This is a genomic window from Streptomyces sp. NPDC016677, from assembly GCF_055562815.1.
In genome coordinates this window covers 110,240-128,845 of the sequence record NZ_JBVHEO010000008.1, presented here as the reverse complement: position 1 = coordinate 128,845, position 18,606 = coordinate 110,240, and the positions used below count along the sequence as shown (strand labels likewise).

General features: G+C 72.3%; 18 protein-coding genes and 1 riboswitch. Of the genes, 9 read left to right on the top strand and 9 right to left on the bottom strand.

Going from position 1 to position 18,606, the window contains the following annotated elements; genetic code table 11:
- Window positions 1-109: 109 nt before the first annotated feature.
- The 8 genes from frr (at window position 110) to ACZ3IG_RS22255 (ending at window position 8,515) form a co-directional block, all read left to right on the top strand.
- Window positions 110-667 (top strand): ribosome recycling factor, encoded by a 558-nt coding sequence (frr, locus tag ACZ3IG_RS22290; protein ID WP_215164522.1) that lies wholly within the window; start codon window positions 110-112, stop codon window positions 665-667.
- The gene (locus ACZ3IG_RS22285) at window positions 667-1,755 is read left to right on the top strand and encodes a phosphatidate cytidylyltransferase (protein ID WP_467434195.1); all 1,089 of its coding nucleotides are present in this window, start codon (window positions 667-669) and stop codon (window positions 1,753-1,755) included. The genes frr and ACZ3IG_RS22285 overlap by 1 nt, the downstream gene beginning before the upstream one ends.
- 76 nt (window positions 1,756-1,831) lie before the next feature.
- Entirely contained in the window at window positions 1,832-2,572 is a 741-nt protein-coding gene (locus ACZ3IG_RS22280; protein WP_467434194.1) for a hypothetical protein, read from the top strand.
- Between the two features lie 20 nt (window positions 2,573-2,592).
- Window positions 2,593-3,699: a dual-specificity RNA methyltransferase RlmN gene (gene rlmN / locus ACZ3IG_RS22275; protein WP_403545517.1), complete on the top strand. Its 1,107-nt coding sequence runs from the start codon at window positions 2,593-2,595 to the stop codon at window positions 3,697-3,699.
- 36 nt (window positions 3,700-3,735) lie between these two features.
- Window positions 3,736-3,841, top strand: a riboswitch (TPP riboswitch).
- Between the two features lie 81 nt (window positions 3,842-3,922).
- Window positions 3,923-5,017 carry a thiamine ABC transporter substrate-binding protein gene (locus ACZ3IG_RS22270; protein WP_467434193.1) on the top strand — a complete coding sequence of 365 codons (1,095 nt, stop codon included), beginning with the start codon at window positions 3,923-3,925 and terminating at the stop codon, window positions 5,015-5,017.
- Between the two features lie 38 nt (window positions 5,018-5,055).
- Entirely contained in the window at window positions 5,056-6,654 is a 1,599-nt protein-coding gene (locus ACZ3IG_RS22265) for an ABC transporter permease (protein ID WP_467434363.1), read from the top strand.
- Between the two features lie 2 nt (window positions 6,655-6,656).
- Window positions 6,657-7,691 carry an ABC transporter ATP-binding protein gene (locus tag ACZ3IG_RS22260; protein ID WP_467434191.1) on the top strand — a complete coding sequence of 345 codons (1,035 nt, stop codon included), beginning with the start codon at window positions 6,657-6,659 and terminating at the stop codon, window positions 7,689-7,691.
- Between the two features lie 23 nt (window positions 7,692-7,714).
- Complete coding sequence (locus ACZ3IG_RS22255) at window positions 7,715-8,515, top strand: maleylpyruvate isomerase N-terminal domain-containing protein (RefSeq protein ID WP_467434190.1); 801 nt, start codon at window positions 7,715-7,717, stop codon at window positions 8,513-8,515.
- A 114-nt stretch (window positions 8,516-8,629) separates the two neighbouring features.
- On the opposite strand, the gene ACZ3IG_RS22250 is transcribed toward ACZ3IG_RS22255, so the two are convergent.
- The 7 genes from ACZ3IG_RS22250 to ACZ3IG_RS22220 form a co-directional block, all read right to left on the bottom strand.
- Entirely contained in the window at window positions 8,630-9,343 is a 714-nt protein-coding gene (locus ACZ3IG_RS22250) for an LAETG motif-containing sortase-dependent surface protein (RefSeq protein ID WP_467434362.1), read from the bottom strand.
- Window positions 9,344-9,505: 162 nt separating this feature from the next.
- Window positions 9,506-10,633, bottom strand: coding sequence for an LOG family protein (locus ACZ3IG_RS22245; RefSeq protein WP_467434189.1), 1,128 nt, complete (start codon window positions 10,631-10,633; stop codon window positions 9,506-9,508).
- Window positions 10,634-10,761: 128 nt separating this feature from the next.
- Window positions 10,762-11,169 (bottom strand): VOC family protein, encoded by a 408-nt coding sequence (locus ACZ3IG_RS22240; protein ID WP_467434187.1) that lies wholly within the window; start codon window positions 11,167-11,169, stop codon window positions 10,762-10,764.
- A gap of 130 nt (window positions 11,170-11,299) precedes the next feature.
- Window positions 11,300-12,790, bottom strand: a complete 1,491-nt coding sequence (locus ACZ3IG_RS22235) for a hypothetical protein (protein WP_467434186.1) — start codon at window positions 12,788-12,790, stop codon at window positions 11,300-11,302.
- On the bottom strand, window positions 12,772-13,557 hold the full coding sequence (locus ACZ3IG_RS22230) for an ABC transporter ATP-binding protein (protein WP_467434185.1): 786 nt from the start codon (window positions 13,555-13,557) through the stop codon (window positions 12,772-12,774). Before ACZ3IG_RS22230 ends, ACZ3IG_RS22235 begins: the two co-directional genes overlap by 19 nt.
- 190 nt (window positions 13,558-13,747) lie before the next feature.
- Complete coding sequence (locus ACZ3IG_RS22225) at window positions 13,748-15,121, bottom strand: aspartate aminotransferase family protein (protein WP_467434184.1); 1,374 nt, start codon at window positions 15,119-15,121, stop codon at window positions 13,748-13,750.
- 2 nt (window positions 15,122-15,123) lie between these two features.
- On the bottom strand, window positions 15,124-15,639 hold the full coding sequence (locus ACZ3IG_RS22220; RefSeq protein WP_215164511.1) for an Lrp/AsnC family transcriptional regulator: 516 nt from the start codon (window positions 15,637-15,639) through the stop codon (window positions 15,124-15,126).
- 166 nt (window positions 15,640-15,805) lie between these two features.
- Between ACZ3IG_RS22220 and ACZ3IG_RS22215 the strand changes: the two genes are divergently transcribed.
- Window positions 15,806-17,245, top strand: a complete 1,440-nt coding sequence (locus ACZ3IG_RS22215) for a gamma-aminobutyraldehyde dehydrogenase (RefSeq protein ID WP_467434183.1) — start codon at window positions 15,806-15,808, stop codon at window positions 17,243-17,245.
- 96 nt (window positions 17,246-17,341) lie between these two features.
- Here the strand turns inward: ACZ3IG_RS22215 and ACZ3IG_RS22210 are convergent, their stop codons facing one another.
- The gene (locus ACZ3IG_RS22210) at window positions 17,342-17,707 is read right to left on the bottom strand and encodes a hypothetical protein (RefSeq protein WP_467434182.1); all 366 of its coding nucleotides are present in this window, start codon (window positions 17,705-17,707) and stop codon (window positions 17,342-17,344) included.
- A 152-nt stretch (window positions 17,708-17,859) separates the two neighbouring features.
- Complete coding sequence (locus ACZ3IG_RS22205) at window positions 17,860-18,576, bottom strand: glycerophosphodiester phosphodiesterase (protein ID WP_467434181.1); 717 nt, start codon at window positions 18,574-18,576, stop codon at window positions 17,860-17,862.
- Window positions 18,577-18,606 lie beyond the last annotated feature (30 nt).

Below are 18,606 nucleotides of genomic sequence, written 5' to 3'. Positions count from 1 at the left end.
CAATGTCCTGCCGGTCGGGAACCGTGCAGGAAGAAGACGCGACGCAGCCGGCCGCCGCCCCACGCGGGGAACAGCGGCCGGGCCTACTCAAGACACGCAGGAGCAAGTGGTGATCGAAGAGAGCCTCCTCGAAGCCGAGGAGAAGATGGAGAAGGCCGTCGTGGTCGCCAAGGAGGACTTCGCCGCGATCCGCACCGGCCGTGCGCACCCGGCGATGTTCAACAAGATCGTGGCCGACTACTACGGCGCGCCGACGCCGATCAATCAGCTGGCCTCGTTCTCCGTGCCCGAGCCGCGGATGGCCGTGGTCACGCCGTTCGACAAGACCGCCCTGCGCAACATCGAGCAGGCGATCCGTGACTCCGACCTCGGCGTCAACCCGAGCAACGACGGCAACATCATCCGCGTGGTGTTCCCGGAGCTGACCGAGGAGCGCCGCCGCGAGTACATCAAGGTCGCCCGGGGCAAGGGCGAGGACGCCAAGGTCTCCATCCGCTCCGTGCGCCGCAAGGCCAAGGACGCCATCGACAAGCTGGTCAAGGACGGCGAGGTCGGCGAGGACGAGGGCCGCCGCGCGGAGAAGGAACTCGACGACACCACCGCGAAGTACGTCGCCCAGGTGGACGAGCTCCTCAAGCACAAGGAAGCGGAGCTGCTCGAGGTCTGATGAACGACTCTTCCTGGGGGGCGCCGCCACAAGCCGGGTACTGGGGGCCGTCCGAGCGGGGACCTGTCCAGGGGGCTGCCCCGGCGGGTCCCGCCTACGATGCGCAGTACGCGCAGCAGACTCGCCCCATGCCCATCGTGCCCGACGTACCCGACTTCGGCGGAGACCAGGATGACGACCGGGGGGCCGCTCGGCCGGGCGGGCCCCCGATCCGACAGGAACCCCAGCCCATGCAGGACGCCGCACCGCAGCCGGCGCCCCCACCGCAGAAGAAGAGCGCGGGGCGCGACCTGGGCGCGGCGATAGGGGTGGCCCTCGGGCTCGGTGTGGTGATCGTCGCGTCGCTGTTCTTCGTCAAGGCCGTGTTCGTGGGCGTGATCGTCGTCGCCGTCGTGGTCGGGCTGTGGGAGCTGACCAAGCGGCTGGACGAGCGCAAGGGCATCCACGCGCCGCTCGTCCCGCTGGCGGCCGGCGGCGCGGCGATGGTGATCGCCGGCTATGTGTGGGGCGCCGACGGCGCGTGGGTCGCCATGGCGCTGACGGCGCTCGCCGTCCTCGTATGGCGGATGGCGCGGCCACCGCAGGACTATCTGCGGGACGTCACGGCGGGCGTCTTCGCGGCGTTCTACGTGCCGTTCCTGGCCACGTTCGTCGCCATGATGCTGACGGCGGACGACGGTCCGTGGCGGGTGCTCACCTTCCTGATACTGACGGTCGTCAGCGACACGGGCGCCTACGCGGTCGGCTGGCGCTTCGGTAAGCGGAAGCTCGCGCCGCGCATCAGCCCCGGCAAGACCCGCGAGGGCCTGGCCGGAGCGGTGGCCTTCGCGATGGCCGCGGGCGCGCTGTGCGTGCAGTTCCTGATCGACGACGGTGCCTGGTGGCAGGGCCTGCTGCTGGGCCTGGCCGTCGCGGTCAGCGCCACGCTGGGCGACCTCGGCGAGTCGATGATCAAGCGCGACCTCGGCATCAAGGACATGGGCACCCTGCTGCCGGGCCACGGCGGCATCATGGACCGCCTGGACTCGCTGCTGCCCACGGCGCCGGTGGCCTGGCTGCTGTTGGTGATCTTCGTCGGAAGCGGCTGACCACCGCCGCCGCCGCGCTCGGGCTCCGTACCTCCTGGAGGACGGGGCCCGTCGCCGTTGCCCTACCCTGCGGTGTGTGGACGATCTCCTGGGACACGGACCGGCGGACGGCCGGGCGTACGAGGACGCCTACCGCACCTGGCGGTCGTCGCTGACGACGCTGCTGGCGGATGCCGCACTGCTGGCGCAGTGGCAGGAGCGCCGGTACCGGTTCGCCCACCGCGTGGGGTCCCTGCTGACCGAGGAGTACGGGGACAGCCCCGCCACCGCCGGCGCGGTGCTCTACGGGGTCTTCGCCTCCGGCGCGGGGCTCTGCTATGTGGGGCAGACACAGGAGGCCGGGCGTCGGCTGCGTGACCTTCCCGTGGGTGAGAGTCATCACCTCGCCAACACGGTGCCGCCCGAGGTGTGGGAGAGGGTCGTGGTGATCCGCTGGCCGCTGCTGCTCCCCGCGGCTCCGGCGGCCGAGCGGTCGGAGGTCGAGAAGATGGGCTCCGAAGTCTGCGGGCTGGCGCTGGAGCATGCTCTGCAAGTGGCGACGGCCCCGCCGCTGAACAGCCGCAGGCGGCGGACCTCCGGCGACTGGCAGCCGCGCAATCTCGCGCAGAGCCGTTCCCGCGGTGCGGTCCATGCGCCGCGCATACCGGACCTCGCGCGCCTCACCCTCGCCGCCTGGCGGGCGCTTGCCACGGTACGTGCGCCGGAAGGTTCGGCCGTGGTGGCCGACGGGGTCGGGCGGGTGGTGTTCCCGGCGGCGCTGCACGAGTTGCCCGGCGGTTCGGGGGCGCCACCGCGCGCCGCGGGGCACGCCAGTTGATCTGCGACACTGGTACAGCCATGCCTAAGCCCGGAGAACTCACTTTCGTCGCCCCGCGCGGAGCCAAGAAGCCGCCGCGGCACCTCGCCGACCTCACGCCCGCCGAGCGCAAGGAGGCGGTCGTCGCGGCCGGTGAGAAGGCGTTCCGGGCCAAGCAGCTGTCGCAGCACTACTTCGCGCGGTACGCGCACGACCCGGAGCAGTGGACCGACATCCCCGCCGGTGCCCGGGAGAAGCTGCGGGAGGCGTTGCTGCCCGAGCTGATGACCGTCGTACGGCATCTGTCGACGGACGAGGGGACCACCCGCAAGACGCTGTGGCGGCTGTTCGACGGGACGCTCGTCGAGTCGGTGCTCATGCGGTACCCGGACCGGGTGACCATGTGCATCAGCTCGCAGGCGGGGTGCGGGATGAACTGCCCGTTCTGCGCGACCGGGCAGGCGGGGCTGGACCGGAACCTGTCGACCGCCGAGATCGTGCACCAGATCGTGGACGGCATGCGGGCGCTGCGGGACGGAGAGGTGCCGGGCGGGCCCGCGCGGCTCAGCAACATCGTGTTCATGGGGATGGGCGAGCCGCTGGCCAACTACAACCGCGTGGTCGGGGCCATCCGGCGGCTCACCGACCCGGAGCCGGACGGGGTCGGGCTGTCGCAGCGCGGGATCACCGTGTCGACGGTCGGTCTCGTGCCGGCCATCCACCGGTTCGCCGACGAGGGCTTCAAGTGCCGGCTCGCGATCTCGCTGCACGCCCCCGACGACGAGCTGCGCGACACCCTCGTGCCGGTCAACACGCGGTGGAAGGTGCGTGAGGTGCTGGACGCCGGGTTCGAGTACGCCGCGCGGTCCGGGCGCCGGCTGTCGATCGAGTACGCGCTGATCCGGGACATCAACGACCAGGCGTGGCGGGGTGACCGGCTCGGGCGGCTGCTCAAGGGCAAGCCCGTGCACGTCAATCTCATCCCGCTCAACCCGACGCCGGGCTCGAAGTGGACCGCCTCGCGGCCCGAGGACGAGAAGGCGTTCGTGGAGGCGATCGCGGCCCACGGTGTGCCGGTGACCATCAGGGACACCCGAGGGCAGGAGATCGACGGGGCGTGCGGCCAGCTCGCCGCGAGCGAGCGGTAACCTGATCGACGTAGGACATCAGAAAAACACATCTTCATATTCCGACAGGGGAGCGCCACAGCGCTGAGAGTGCGGCACCGGCCGCAGACCCTCCGAACCTGGCCCAGGTCATTCTGGGTAGGGAGATCGGTCATCACTCGAGCTGTTGCGCCCTGCCCGGGACCCCCGACGAGGGGTTCCGGGCAGGGCCGCGTCTTCTCCTGGTCCACCCAGGAGGAATTCAGTGAGCATCACCAAAAGGGCCACCATCAAGAAGGCCACGGTCCTGGCCGTCGGGCTCGGTCTGGTCACGCTGTCCGCGTGCGGGTCGTCGTCCGGCGAGGGGGCGTCCGGCGACGCGAAGACCGTGACGCTGGTCAGCCATGACTCGTGGGCCGTGTCCAAGAGCGTCATCGCCGCCTTCGAGAAGCAGTCCGGGTACCGGGTGAAGGTCCTGGAGGACGGCGACGCCGGGCAGGCCGTCAACAAGGCGATCCTGACCAAGGACAACCCGCAGGGCGACGTCCTCTTCGGGGTCGACAACACGCTGCTCTCCCGCGCCCTCGACAACGGCCTGTTCCAGCCGTACGAGGCGAAGGGGCTGGACCGGATCGACGACGCCTACCGGCTCGACGGGGAGCAGCACCGGGTCACGCCCGTCGACTACGGCGACATCTGCGTCAACTACGACAAGGCGTACTTCAACGAGCACGGGATCGACCCGCCGGCCTCCTTCGCCGACCTGACCGAGCCCGCGTACAAGGATCTCCTCGTCACCGAGAACGCCGGGACCTCCTCGCCGGGGCTGGGCTTCCTGCTCGGGACGGCCGCCGCGTACGGGGACGACAACTGGCAGGGGTACTGGAAGAAGCTCAAGGCCAACGGCGTCAAGGTGGTCGACGGCTGGGAGCAGGCGTACAACGAGGAGTTCTCCGGGTCGGCCGGGGGCAGGAAGGCCGGCGGGGACCGGCCGCTCGTCGTCTCCTACGCCTCGTCGCCGCCGGTGGAGGTGGTCTACGCCGATCCGCGGCCGAAGACCGCGCCCACGGGGGTGGCGACCGGCACCTGCTTCCGGCAGACCGAGTTCGCGGGGCTGCTCGGCAACGCGAAGAACCCCGAGGGCGGCAAGGCGCTGATCGACTTCCTGATCAGCGAGAGGTTCCAGGAGGACATGCCGCTGAACATGTTCGTCAACCCGGTCGTCGACGGCGCCGAGCTGCCCGCCGTCTACACCGACAACATGCCGGACGTCGCCGATCCGCAGACCATGGCCCCGGCGAAGATCGCCGAGCACCGGGACGACTGGGTCAAGTCGTGGACCTCGCTCGTACTGAAGTAGCCGTGCGGCGGCGGTCGAACGGGGCGCGGCTCGCCCTGATGGCGGTGCCCGTCGCGTTCTTCGCCGTCTTCTTCGCCTGGCCCGTCGCCGCGATCGTCGGCCGGGGGCTGAAGGACGACGCCGGCTGGCACCTCGCCCGGATCGGCGAGGTGGTCGCCTCCTCCGACGTACGCCACGTGCTGTGGTTCACCACCTGGCAGGCGCTGGCCTCCACGGCGCTCACCCTGCTGATCGCGCTGCCGGGCGCGTACGTCTTCGCCCGGCTGGACTTCCCGGGCAAGCAGGTGCTGCGGGCGGTGGTGACGGTGCCGTTCGTGCTGCCGACGGTCGTGGTCGGTACGGCGTTCCTGGCCCTGGTCGGGCGCGGCGGGCTGCTCGACGACCTGTGGGGGGTGCGGCTGGACACCACCGTGTGGGCCATCCTGCTCGCGCACGTCTTCTTCAACTACGCCGTCGTGGTCCGCACCGTAGGCGGCCTGTGGGCGCAGCTCGACCCGCGGCAGGAGGAGGCCGCGCGGATGCTGGGCGCGTCGCCGTTCGGCGCCTGGCGCCGGGTCACCCTGCCGGCGCTGGCGCCCGCCGTGGCCGCCGCCGCGCTGATGGTGTTCCTGTTCACCTTCACCTCCTTCGGTGTCGTGCAGATCCTCGGCGGGCCCGCCTTCTCCACCCTGGAGGTGGAGATCTACCGGCAGACCTCGCAGCTCTTCGACCTCTCCACGGCCGCCGTGCTGACGCTGGTCCAGTTCGTCGCGGTCGCCGCCATCCTCGCCGTGCACGCCTGGACGGTGCGGCGGCGGGAGACCGCGCTGAAGCTGGTGGACGCCTCGGTCACCGCGCGCCGGCCGCGCGGCACCGGGCAGCGGGGGCTGCTGGCCGGGGTGCTGGCCACCGTCGTCGTACTGATCCTGCTGCCGCTGGCCGTGCTGGTGCAGCGGTCGGTGGACGGGGGTTTCGGCTATTACCGGGCCCTCACGCACGAGGACGGCGGCACCTTCCTCGTCCCGCCGATCGACGCCGTCGGCAACTCCCTCCAGTACGCCGTCGCCGCCACCGCCGTCGCCGTGCTCGTCGGCTCGCTGGCCGCCTTCGCGCTGGCCCGCCGGGACGCGGGCCGTCTCGTGCGCGGCTTCGACGCGCTGCTGATGCTGCCGCTCGGGGTGTCGGCGGTGACCGTCGGGTTCGGGTTCCTGATCGCGCTGGACGAGTCGCCGCTGGATCTGCGCTCGTCCTGGATGCTGGTGCCGCTCGCGCAGGCGCTGGTCGGGGTGCCCTTCGTCGTACGGACCATGCTGCCGGTGCTGCGGGCGGTGGACGGACGGCTGCGGGAGGCGGCGGCCGTGCTCGGGGCGTCGCCCTGGCGGGTCTGGCGGGAGGTGGACCTGCCGCTGGTGCGGCGGGCGCTGCTGGTCGCGGCCGGGTTCGCGTTCGCGGTGTCGCTGGGGGAGTTCGGGGCGACGGTGTTCATCGCGCGGCCCGACAACCCGACGCTGCCGGTGGCCGTGGCACGGCTGCTGGGACGGCCGGGGGACGTCAACTACGGGCAGGCGATGGCCCTTTCGACGATTCTGATGATCGTGTGCGCGGTGGCGCTGCTGGTCCTTGAGCGGCTGCGCACCGACCGGAGCGGGGAGTTCTGAGCATGCTGAGCCTTGAGGGTGCCACCGTCCGTCTCGGCGGGCGGGCCGTGCTGGACGCCGTCGGTCTGACGGTCGCCGAGCACGAGGTGGTGTGTGTGCTCGGGCCCAGCGGCAGCGGCAAGTCGACGCTGCTGCGGGCGGTGGCCGGGCTCCAGCCGCTGGACGCCGGGCGGGTACTGCTCGACGGGCGGGACCAGGCGGGCGTACCCGCGCACCGGCGCGAGGTCGGGCTGATGTTCCAGGACCACCAGCTCTTCCCGCAGCGGGACGTGGCCGGCAACGTCGCCTTCGGGCCCCGGATGCGGGGCGCGTCGCGTGACGAACAGCGGGGGCGGGTCGCGGAGTTGCTGGAGCTGGTCGGGCTGCCGGGGGCCGGACGCCGGTCCGTGGCCGCGCTGTCCGGCGGTGAGCAGCAGCGGGTGGCGCTCGCGCGGGCGCTGGCGGCCCGGCCCCGGCTGCTGATGCTGGACGAGCCGCTCGGCCAGCTCGACCGGTCGCTGCGGGAGCGGCTGGTGGTGGAATTGCGGGAGTTGTTCGGCCGACTGGGCACGACGGTGCTCGCGGTGACGCACGACCAGGGCGAGGCGTTCGCGCTGGCCGACCGGGTGGTGGTCATGCGCGACGGGCGGATCGCCCAGCAGGGCACGCCGCTCGACGTGTGGCAGCACCCGGCCGACGCGTTCGTCGCCCGGTTCCTCGGCTTCGACAACGTCGTCGAGGCGGCCGTCGCCGGTCGGGCCGCCGACACCCCGTGGGGCAAGGTGCCGGTGCCCGAGGGCAGCGCGCAGGGCACGCGTCCGGTACTGGTCCGGCCGGCCGGTGTGCGGCTGGTCGCCGCCGGTGAGGGGCTGCCCTGCACGGTCGCCGCCCGTACCTTCAAGGGCACCCATGTCGCCGTGCACCTCCAGCCCGCGCGGCCCGGGAGGCCCGAGGGCGTGCCCCGGCTGGAGGCGGCCTGTGCGCTGCGGGCCGCGCCGGAGATCGGGGAGCGGGTCGGGGTGGAGTTCGACGTGGCGGAAATCGTCGTACTCGGGTGATCACCCGCTCGTAGGGTGAGGGCATGACACTGCTCACACACGACCGTTACTGCGACGAGATCGCCCGTCAGGCGGGGAAGGTGGAGGAGCTGCTGACCGCCGGCGCCGACCTGGGCGCCACCGTGCCGACCTGTCCGGAGTGGACCCTGGAGGACCTGGTCCTGCACGTCGGCCGGGCCCTGTGGTGGACGGAGCACACCGTCCGTACCCGCGCGCGGGCGGAGGTCCCCATGGACCAGGTGTCCGGCGTCGAGGGGCCCGGGGTCCGGGGTGACGCCGCCGCGCTGGCGCAGTGGTTCGCGCGGTCCGCCGCCGCGGTGACCGGCGCGCTGCGGGCGGCCGGGCCGGACGCCTACGCCTGGTCGTGGATGGGGAGGCACGACGCCGCGTTCTGGGCCCGCCGGATGTGTCACGAGCTGATCGTGCACGGCGTGGACGGGGCGCTCGCGGCGGGCCGCGCGCCCGGGGCGCCGGCGTCCGAGGTGGCCGCCGACGCGCTCGACGAGTGGCTGGAGATCGTGGAGTTCGTGCAGCGGGCGCTGCCCGACGGGCCGGCGAAGGACCTGCGCGCCCCCGGCCGCACCATCCAGCTGCACGCCACCGACACCGACCCCGCGCTCGGCGCCGACTGGCTGATCGGCCTCACGCCCGACGGCGTCACCTGGCGCCGGGGCCACGAGGAGGCGACGGCCGCGGTGCGCGGGCCGCTGGCCTCCGTGCTGTACCTCTTCTACCGGCGGCTGCCGCTGGACGCGCCGGACCTCGAAGTGCTGGGCGACCGGGAACTGCTGGAGTTCTGGCTGGCGAAGGCGAGCTTCGGCTGACCGGGGCCGACTCGACAGCCGGCCCGGAGCCGGCATGACGGTGGCCCGCCCCCCCGGAGAACCTGGAAAAAAAGGGGGGACGGGCCACCACCCGTACTGCGGACTGATCCGTCGTCAGCTCTCGCTCTTCGCGCCACGGCGGCGCATGCCGAAGAACACCGCGCCACCGCCGACCACGACCAGAGCGGCCGCGACCCCGGCGATCACGCCGGTGTTGGAGTTGGCGCCGGTCTCGGCGAGGTTGGAGTCACCGGCCGCGGGCGAGGGAGCGTTGCTCGCGGTGTCCTCCGCCGGAACGGTGGACTCGCTCTCCGAGGCGGCCGGGGCCGACGGAGACGGGACCGGGGTCTCGGACTCCTCCTCGGCCGGGGTCGAGGAGGACTCGGACGGCGTCGGGGTCGGAGTCGGGGACTCCTCCTCCTCACCGCCGCCACAGGCGGTGGCCGGGGTGACGAGGTTCGGCTTGATGTCCTCGTCCACGTACGGCGCGGCCTTGACGTGGACGCGGTACTCCGTGCTCGGCTTCCAGTCCTCGGTGAAGGTGATGGTGGTGCCCTCGCGGGACCCCTTCACCTCCTGCTCGCCGACCTTTTCCTCGCCGCCGTCGCTCTGGCGGAAGACGGTGACGACGGCGTTGACGCCACCGGCGTCCACGTCGGTCACGGTGATGACGCCCTTGGTGCCGTCGCACGTGGCGTCGGCGCTGAACTCGCTGATGTTGCAGGCGAGTGCGTTGCCGGCGGCGCCGACGGCCAGGGCGACCGCGGCGGTCGCCACACCGAGGGCACGAACGCTACGGCGGGACGCCGCACTTCTGAGTATGGGCAGGGGCACGTTGGTCCTTTACCGGATGCTGGGTGCGGGGGGTTGCCCGGGACCGGTGGTCACACTTTCGCGACACCGCGGTCCCAGGAGACTCACAGGTCTATTGGCAGTACACCGGCAGTGTCAACGCGTAGAGACCAGAAGGGCATTGGCTTTGCCCTCTTATTAACCTCGAATAAGTTTCAGCGCCGCCGGGGCGTCCTCGATCCGGTCGACCAGGGTGATCCGGGACTCCATCGACCGCCCCCGGGCCAGCGCCCGCAGCAGCGGCCACGTCGGCAGCCGCTCGGTCCAGTGCGCCTCGTCCACCAGCACCATGGGCGTGGGCTCGCCGCGCGACTCGTAGTAGTTCGGCGTCGCGTTGTCGAAGATCTCCTGTACGGTTCCGGCGGCGCCCGGCAGGAAGACGACCCCCGCGTTGGAGCGGGCGAGCAGGCCGTCCTCGCGGGTGGCGTTGGCGAAGTACTTGGCGATGTGCGCGGCTAAGGCGTTCGGCGGCTCGTGGCCGTAGAACCAGGTCGGGATGCCGACCGAGGCGCCGCCGTCGGGCCAGCGCTCGCGCACCTCGAAGGCGGCCCGCGCCCACTCCTCGATCGACGGCGTGAACGAGGGGGCCTTGGCGAGCAGCAGCAGCGCCTCCTCCAGCATGGCGTCGGCGAAGGGGGCGGCGTAGGCGCCGAGGTTGGCCGCCTCCATCGCGCCGGGGCCGCCGCCGGTGGCCAGGGTGAAGCCGTCGCGGGCCAGTGCGCGGCCGAGGCGGGCCGCGCCGGCGTACGCCTCGGTGCCGCGCGCCATCGCGTGCCCGCCCATGACGCCCACCACCCGGGCGCCGGCGAGGAGTTCGTCGACCGCGTCGGAGACGGCGTCGTCGTGGACGGCGCGCAGCATGGAGGCGAAGATGTCGCCGTCCGCCTTGGTCCGCTGGAACCAGGCGTAGGCCAGCGCGTCCGGTGTCGTCCCGTAACCGTCGGACAGGCCGGCGTACAGGTCGTCCGGGGAGTAGACGGACGCGCGGTAGGGATCGAAGGGCAGTCCGGGCACGGGCGGGAACACCAGGGCCCCGGCGGCGCGGACGGCGGTGGCGGCCTTCTCGTCCATCGGGCAGCCGAGGAAGACGGCGCCGGCGGCCTCCACGGCCAGGAGTACGTCCGTACGGTCCGTCAGGTCGACGGCCTGGACGCGGTAGTGCGCGAGGCCCGCGCCGCGGGCAACGACCTCGTCGAACTCGACGAGGCTCTCTATCTCGCGGTCGTGGGCGGCATGGTACGGCTGGGCGGGTGTCAGGTCATCCACCCGCCCATGCTAGGCCTGTCGTTCGGATCAGGTCGCAGAGCATCGGCGGCGACTTCTCATGCCGGCGTGCGTGCCAGGCCCCGCGTCTGCGGGCCGGTGCGAACGACAGGCCTAGGGGCGGGCGGCTGTCAGCCCTCCACCGCGGCCGGGTCCATCCACACGACCTCCCAGGTGTGGCCGTCGAGGTCGTCGAAGGCGCGGCCGTACATGAAGCCGTGGTCCTGGGTCTCGCCGGTGACCGAGCCGCCGGCCGCGACCGCCTTCTCGACCAGCTCGTCGACCTTCTCGCGGCTCTCGGCGCTCAGCGCGAGCAGCACCTCGCTGCTCTTGCGGGAGTCGATGATGTCCTTCTTCGTGAACACGCCGTACTTCTCCGGGGTGTGCAGCATGACCACGATGGTGTCGCTGAGCGGGATCGAGGCGGTCGAGTCGTCGCTGAACTGGGCGTTGATCGTGTACCCCAGCTCGGTGAAGAACCTCTTGGAGGCGTCGAGGTCGTTGGTGGCCAGGTTCACGAAGATCATCTGCTGGTACATGCGGGCCTCTCCCGTCGGTGTCGTGCCGTTCGCAGGAGTAGACCGCGGACCGGGCGCGAACTCATCGCCGATCCGAAGATTTCTTCGATCTTTTTTGCGAGCGGTCCTTCTCGCGGGCGAGCGGTCCTTCTCACGAACGGGCCAGCGGCAGCGCCGCCAGCTCCGCGATCGCCAGCGTCAGCGGACCGAACACGGTCAGCAGGGCGACGGCGCGCAGCGCGGCGGCACCGCGCAGCACCGTGGCCGGCGCCCCGAGCCGCAGCAGTGCCGACGTGGCGTCGGCGCGGGTGTGCTTGGCCTCGACGGCGGTGGTCAGCAAGGTGGCCACCGCGCAGCCCGACACCAGGAGGGCGCCGAGGGCGCTGAGCGGGCCGAACGACGATCCGTCCGCGTCCCGCAGCACCGCCGCCGCGTAGGCCGCCGAGGCGACCGCGCAGAGCACGCCCAGGGGGCGGCCGAGACGGTGCGCCTCCTCCATGAGTCCCCGGCCGGCCAGCAGCCGCAGCGCACCCGGGCGGGCCGCCTGGAGCAGGCGCCCGCACAGATGGGTGAGGCCGGGGCCGGCGAGCGCCAGGCCGAGGGCGGTCAGCGCCCAGCCGACGAGCACACCGGCGGCGGGGGCGCCGGTGTCGCCGGCGCGGTCCGCCATGGCCTCCACGGCCAGACCGGCGGCCAGTACGGAGATGCCCCAGGGGAGGGCGGCGGTGGCCGGGCGGGCGGGCGCGGGGGATCGCGCGGTGCCTGCCGTGCCGTCGCCCGCGGTGGCTGGTGCGTGGCCTGCCGGGCCGGTGTGCGGGGCGGCCGGGGTGTGGTCTGCCGGGGCGCTGCCGCGGACGGCCTGTGCGGCGCCCGCCGGGCCGGTGTCCGTGGCCGCCGGTCCGTGGGCCGCCGAGGTCAGGACGCCCCCCGCCGGTGCCGGGGTGTCTCCCGCCCCGCCCGTGGGGGTGTCCGCCCCGGCCGCCGGGGCGGCGGCCGGGACGCCGGCGGGAACCGTCGCCCGGCGGGCGCCGAAGCGGCCGTACGCCCCGAAGGTCTCCCGCGCCGCCAGGCCGTACGCCCCGAAGCGCCCGTACCGCCGCCCCGCGCCGCCCGCCGGGGCGGACCCGGGTGTCTCACGCGGGCGCAGGGCCACGGCCACCGCCGCCGACGCCGCCACGGGCGTCAGCGCCAGCAGGGTCAGCACCGCCGGGACCGGCAGGGTCAGGCCCACGGCGCAGGTGTCGGCGAGGGCGCCGGTGACGGGCCGGCCCGCCAGGTCGCCGCGGAGCCGGAGGAGGACGAGCAGCGCCACGACCGAGCCGAGGACGCACGACGCGGCCGTGGTGGCCGCCGAGGCGGCCATCAGCCGGCCCGGTCCCAGGCCGACCGCCGACAGCCCGGTACGGGGCCGGGTGCCGGGGTCGGTACGGGCCACCGCGACCGCCAGGTACGCCGTGGCGGCGAGCGGCGCCGCGCACCAGGCCAGCCGGAGGGCGGAGTCGCCGACGGTGTCCGGGTGGGTCAGCGCGTGACCGAGGGAGCACAGCAGCAGGAAGCCGGTGCCCGCCGACGCGACCGCCACCAGCAGCCGGCGCAGCCGCACGGCGAGGCCCGCGGCGCGGGTCAGGCGGAGAGCGAGCACGCCGCCCGGCCTTCCGTTCCGGTGCCGCCGGCGGCCTCCGCGCTCTCCGCCACGTCGGTGACCGGGGGCAGGTGCAGGGTTCGGACCCGGCGTCCGTCCAGCAGGGTCACCGTGCGGTCGGCGAGGGCGGCGCCCTGCGGACCGTGGGCGGCGAGCACCACCGTGACGCCGTGCGAGCGGGCCGCCGTGGTCAGCGTGCGCAGCACCTGGGCGCTCTCGGCGCGGTGCAGCGGGGCGGTCGGCTCGTCGGCGAACAGCACCGAGGGGACGACGGCGAGCGCGCGGGCCACACAGACCCGCTGCCGCTCGGACCGCCGCAGTTCGTGCGGCCGCAGCCGCGCCCTGCCGTCGACGTCGAGGCGTTCCAGCCACTCCAGGGCGGCCTGCCGGGCCCGGCGCCGGCCGGTGCCGCGCAGCATCAGCGGGAGGGCGGCGTTCTCCCAGGCGGTCAGCTCGGGTACGAGCACCGGGGCCGGGTCGATCCAGCCGAACCGGTCCCGGCGCAGCCGCTCACGGGCGAGCGGGCCCAGGGTGTGCACCGCGACGCCGTCGAACCACACCTCGCCGCGCTGCGGCCGGTCCAGTCCCGCGAGGCACCGCAGCAGTGACGTCTTGCCGCTGCCGCGCGGGCCGCGCACGGCCAGGACCTCGCCCTTGCGGACGCCGAGGGAGACGCCCTGGAGCGCGGGGGAGCCGTCGTGGTGCTCAAAGTGCAGGGCGCTTGCCCGGATCACGTCGTTGTCCGGCTTGTCCGGCGGGGCCACCATCGGCGTACACCTCGTTCTGATCCGTTTCCCCGCCGTCCGTCCCCCTTCCGGGCGAACGAGGGCGGGGGCCGTCGGTCAGTGGCACGCTAGGGACTCCCCGGAGCCGCTGCGGACAGCACACAGCCCCGGGCCGCCGTTTCTCACTCGAACGGTCGGCGCCGGGGCCGCGGATGATCATGACGTCAGATGGTCACAGCTTGGTCCACGCCTCCGTCAGCGTCGCGCGCAGGATCTGCTCGATCTCGTCGAACGTCTCCTGGTTCGAGATCAGCGGCGGGGCGAGCTGGACGACCGGGTCGCCGCGGTCGTCGGCCCGGCAGTACAGGCCGTTGTCGAAGAGGGCCTTGGACAGGAAGCCGTACAGGACGCGCTCGGTCTCCTCCTCGTCGAAGCTCTCCTTGGTGTTCTTGTCCTTCACCAGCTCGATGCCGTAGAAGAAGCCGTTGCCGCGGACGTCGCCGACGATCGGCAGGTCGAGGAGCTTCTCCAGGGTGGCGCGGAAGGCGCCCTCGTTGTCGAGGACGTGCTGGTTGAGGCCCTCGCGCTGGAACAGGTCGAGGTTGGCGAGGCCGACGGCGGCGGAGACCGGGTGGCCGCCGAAGGTGTAGCCGTGCAGGAAGGTGTTGTCGCCCTTGTAGAACGGCTCGGCCAGGCGGTCGGAGACGATGCAGGCGCCGATCGGGGAGTAGCCCGAGGTCATGCCCTTGGCGCAGGTGATCATGTCCGGCACGTAGCCGAACTTGTCGCAGGCGAACGTCGTGCCCAGCCGGCCGAAGGCGCAGATGACCTCGTCCGAGACGAGCAGCACGTCGTACTGGTCGCAGATCTCGCGCACCCGCTGGAAGTAGCCGGGCGGGGGCGGGAAGCAGCCGCCCGCGTTCTGCACCGGCTCCAGGAAGACGGCGGCGACCGTGTCCGGGCCCTCGAAGAGGATCTGCTGCTCGATCTGGTCGGCGGCCCAGCGGCCGAAGGCCTCGGGGTCGTCGCCGTGGAGCGGGGCGCGGTAGATGTTGGTGTTCGGCACCTTGTGCGCGCCCGGCACCAGTGGCTCGAAGGGGGCCTTCAGGGCGGGCAGGCCGGTGATGGACAGGGCGCCCTGCGGGGTGCCGTGGTAGGCGACCGCGCGGGAGATCACCTTGTACTTGGTGGGCTTGCCGGTCAGCTTGAAGTACTGCTTGGCGAGCTTCCAGGCGGTCTCGACCGCCTCGCCGCCGCCGGTGGTGAAGAAGACCTTGTTCAGGTCGCCGGGGGCCTCGTGCGCCAGCCGCTCGGCCAGCTCGACGGCCTTGGGGTGGGCGTAGGACCACACCGGGAAGAAGGCCAGCTCCCGCGCCTGCTTCATGGCGGTCTCCGCCAGCTCCTGCCGGCCGTGCCCGGCCTGGACCACGAACAGGCCGGCGAGGCCGTCGAGGTAGCGCTTGCCCCGGTCGTCGTAGATGTGGGTGCCCTCGCCACGGACGATGGTGGGGACGGGCGCGTTCTCGTACGACGACATGCGGGTGAAGTGCATCCACAGGTGGTCGTACGCGGCCTTGCTGAGGTCCTTGGGGCTGTCGGTGCTCACGGTTATCGGGTTCCCCACATGTAGGTCTGCTTCTTGAGCTTGAGGTAGACGAAGCTCTCGGTGGAGCGCACGCCGGGGACGGCGCGGATGCGTTGGTTGATGACCTCCAGGAGGTGGTCGTCGTCCTCGCAGACGATCTCCACCATCAGGTCGAAGGAGCCGGCGGTCATCACGACGTACTCGCACTCGGACATCGCGGCCAGCGCGTCGGCGACCGACTCCACGTCACCCTCCACGTTGACGCCGACCATCGCCTGGCGGCGGAAGCCCACGGTGAGCGGGTCCGTGACGGCGACGATCTGCATCACGCCCTGGTCGAGCAGCTTCTGCACGCGCTGGCGCACGGCCGCCTCGGACAGGCCGACGGCCTTGCCGATGGCGGCGTACGGCCGGCGGCCGTCCTCCTGGAGCTGCTCGATGATCGCGAGGGAGACGGCGTCCAGCTGGGGACTGCCGTGCCGGGACTCGCGGGAGCCCCTCTGGTCTGCGCTTCGACTGGCCACGGCTTCACTGTGCACGACGTCTCGTCGGTTCCGCAAGGCCAGACCGATGAAATCCGTTGTTCAAATGCACCCACGGTGCGGATTTCGCAACGCGCGGGGGAGTGGGGGTGTTGAAAACGTCGGTGCTCCGATTAGTGTGGGTGTCTCAGCCATTGGACATCCACGACTTGGAGGGCCGGCAGTGAGCACCGAGCTGCGTCGTCTGCGCAATTTCATCGACGGTGAGTTCCGGGACGCCGCCGACGGACGGACCACCGAGGTGGTCAACCCCGCCACGGGCGAGGCGTACGCGACCGCGCCGCTGTCCGGGCGGGCGGACGTGGACGCGGCCATGGCCGCCGCCGCGGCGGCCTTCCCGGCGTGGCGGGACACCACGCCGGCCGAGCGGCAGAAGGCCCTCCTCAAGATCGCGGACGCGTTCGAGGAGCGGGCCGAGGAACTGATCGCGGCGGAGGTGGAGAACACGGGCAAGCCCATCGGGCTGACCCGTACCGAGGAGATCCCGCCGATGGTCGACCAGATCCGCTTCTTCGCGGGCGCGGCGCGGATGCTGGAGGGGCGCGGCGCGGGCGAGTACATGGAGGGACTGACCTCCTTCGTGCGCCGGGAGCCGATCGGGGTCTGCGCGCAGGTCGCGCCGTGGAACTACCCGATGATGATGGCCGTCTGGAAGTTCGCGCCGGCGCTGGCCGCGGGCAACACGGTCGTCCTGAAGCCCTCCGACACCACGCCGGCCTCCACCGTCCTGATCGCCGAGATCATCGGCTCGGTGCTGCCCAAGGGCGTCTTCAACGTCATCTGCGGCGACCGCGACACCGGCCGGCTGATGGTCGAGCACCCCACCCCGGCGATGGCCTCCATCACCGGGTCCGTACGGGCCGGCATGTCGGTCGCCGAGTCGGCGTCCCGGGACCTGAAGCGGGTCCACCTGGAACTGGGCGGCAAGGCGCCGGTCGTCGTCTTCGAGGACACCGACATCCCCAAGGCCGTCGAGGACATCTCCACGGCGGGCTTCTTCAACGCCGGGCAGGACTGTACGGCGGCGACGCGGGTGCTGGTGCACGAGTCGATCCACGACGAGTTCGTGAGCGCGCTGGCGAAGGCCGCCGCCGAGACCAAGACCGGTCAGCCGGACGACGAGGACGTGCTGTACGGGCCGCTCAACAACCCCAACCAGCTCAAGCAGGTCGCCGGGTTCATCGAGCGGCTGCCCGCCCACGCCAAGGTCGAGGCGGGCGGCCACCGGGTCGGCGAGAAGGGCTACTTCTACGCCCCGACCGTCGTCTCCGGTCTGAAGCAGGACGACGAGATCGTGCAGCACGAGGTCTTCGGACCGGTCATCACCGTGCAGGCGTTCCGCGACGAGGAGCAGGCGGTGGAGTGGGCCAACGGCGTCGACTACGCGCTGGCCTCCTCGGTGTGGACCAAGGACCACGGGCGGGCGATGCGGATGTCCCGGCGGCTGGACTTCGGGTGCGTGTGGATCAACACGCACATCCCGCTGGTCGCGGAGATGCCGCACGGCGGGTTCAAGAAGTCCGGGTACGGCAAGGACCTGTCGGCCTACGGGTTCGACGACTACACGCGGATCAAGCACGTGATGACGTCGCTGGAGGTGTGACGGGCGCCCCCTGACGGCCCGGGCGGACCCGGAGCCGTCACGGGCGGTCGTGCCGGTCGTCACCGCCCTCCGGCCCGCGCGGCCGGAGGGCGGGGCTCAGTTGAAGACCAGGACGTCGGTGCGCATCGCCAGCGGGCTGTTCCAGCCGATGCTGATCTTGAACGTCACCACTCCGTTGCCGGGGGCGATGCTCGACACCTGGAAGGGCGCCCCGCCGACGAACCGGTTCCCGTTGCCGTCGATCTCGGAGGCGGTGACGACGACCGTCGAGTCGGGCCCGATGACGTTCCAGGGGAGCTGGAGATTGTGGGTCCCGTTGCCCGGACTCCATGTCCACCACGCTCGCCAGATGGCACCGACGTTGCCGCCGATCGCCGTCGTGGCGCCCTGGTCCTGTTCGGCGGTCTGCGAGCTGCTCGCGATCTGCGGCGCCTGCGAAGTGGATGATTCTGCTGCGGCCATGACGGCTCCTCTCGCGTCGGAGAAGCCTCATGACCTCCCCGAATACGTCGAGTGTCCAGCCGTATTCACAAAGTAACAATCACTCGGGCGAGTGAACCTCTGGCGTGTCGCCCGCGCAAGCCGGGCCTTGTCGGGCGACGTGAGCTATGCACTCACGCACCGCGCGTCCCGCCCGCTGCCCGCTCGCGCAGGGCACACAGCACGTCGACCCGGTTGGTGGTGACCGAGTCGACGCCCAGCCCGATCAGCCGGCGCATGGCACGGCGGGTGTCCGGCGTCCAGACGGAGAGCAGGTAGCCCTCGCGGTGCACCCGCTCGGCCAGCGCCCGGTCCACCAGCGTCCAGCGGTAGTTGAGCCAGCGCGGCCGGACGGCGTCCAGCAGGGCGGGCCGGGGCGGCGCCAGGGTCGTCCAGGTCAGCGCGATCTCGGCGGCCGGGTCGGCCGCGCGCACGGCGAGCATGGCGGCGGCCCCCGCGCAGTAGTACACCCGGTCGCCCGCGCCGCACTCGCGCACCACGTCCACGATCCGCCGGACCGCCCGTTCGCCGGGCGTGCCGGGCAGATCCACCATCACCCGGTGCCCGTCGGCCGCCGCGAGGGCCTCGGCCAGCGTGGGCACCCGCCCGTCCGTCAACTCCCGTACCTCACCGGCCGAGAGCGCGGACAGCGGCCGGTCCCGCTCCCACAACCGCGTCAGCGTCTCGTCGTGCAGCAGCACGGGCACGCCGTCCCGGGTCAGCCGTACGTCGATCTCCACCGCGTCCGCGCCGCGGCGCAGCGCCGAACGCAGTGAACCGACCGTGTTCTCGCGCGAGCGGTAGGGATCGCCGCGGTGCGCCACGGCGGCCGGGGTGGACACGTCGGTCATGGCAGTGGATCTCCGGTAGGGCGTGGACGG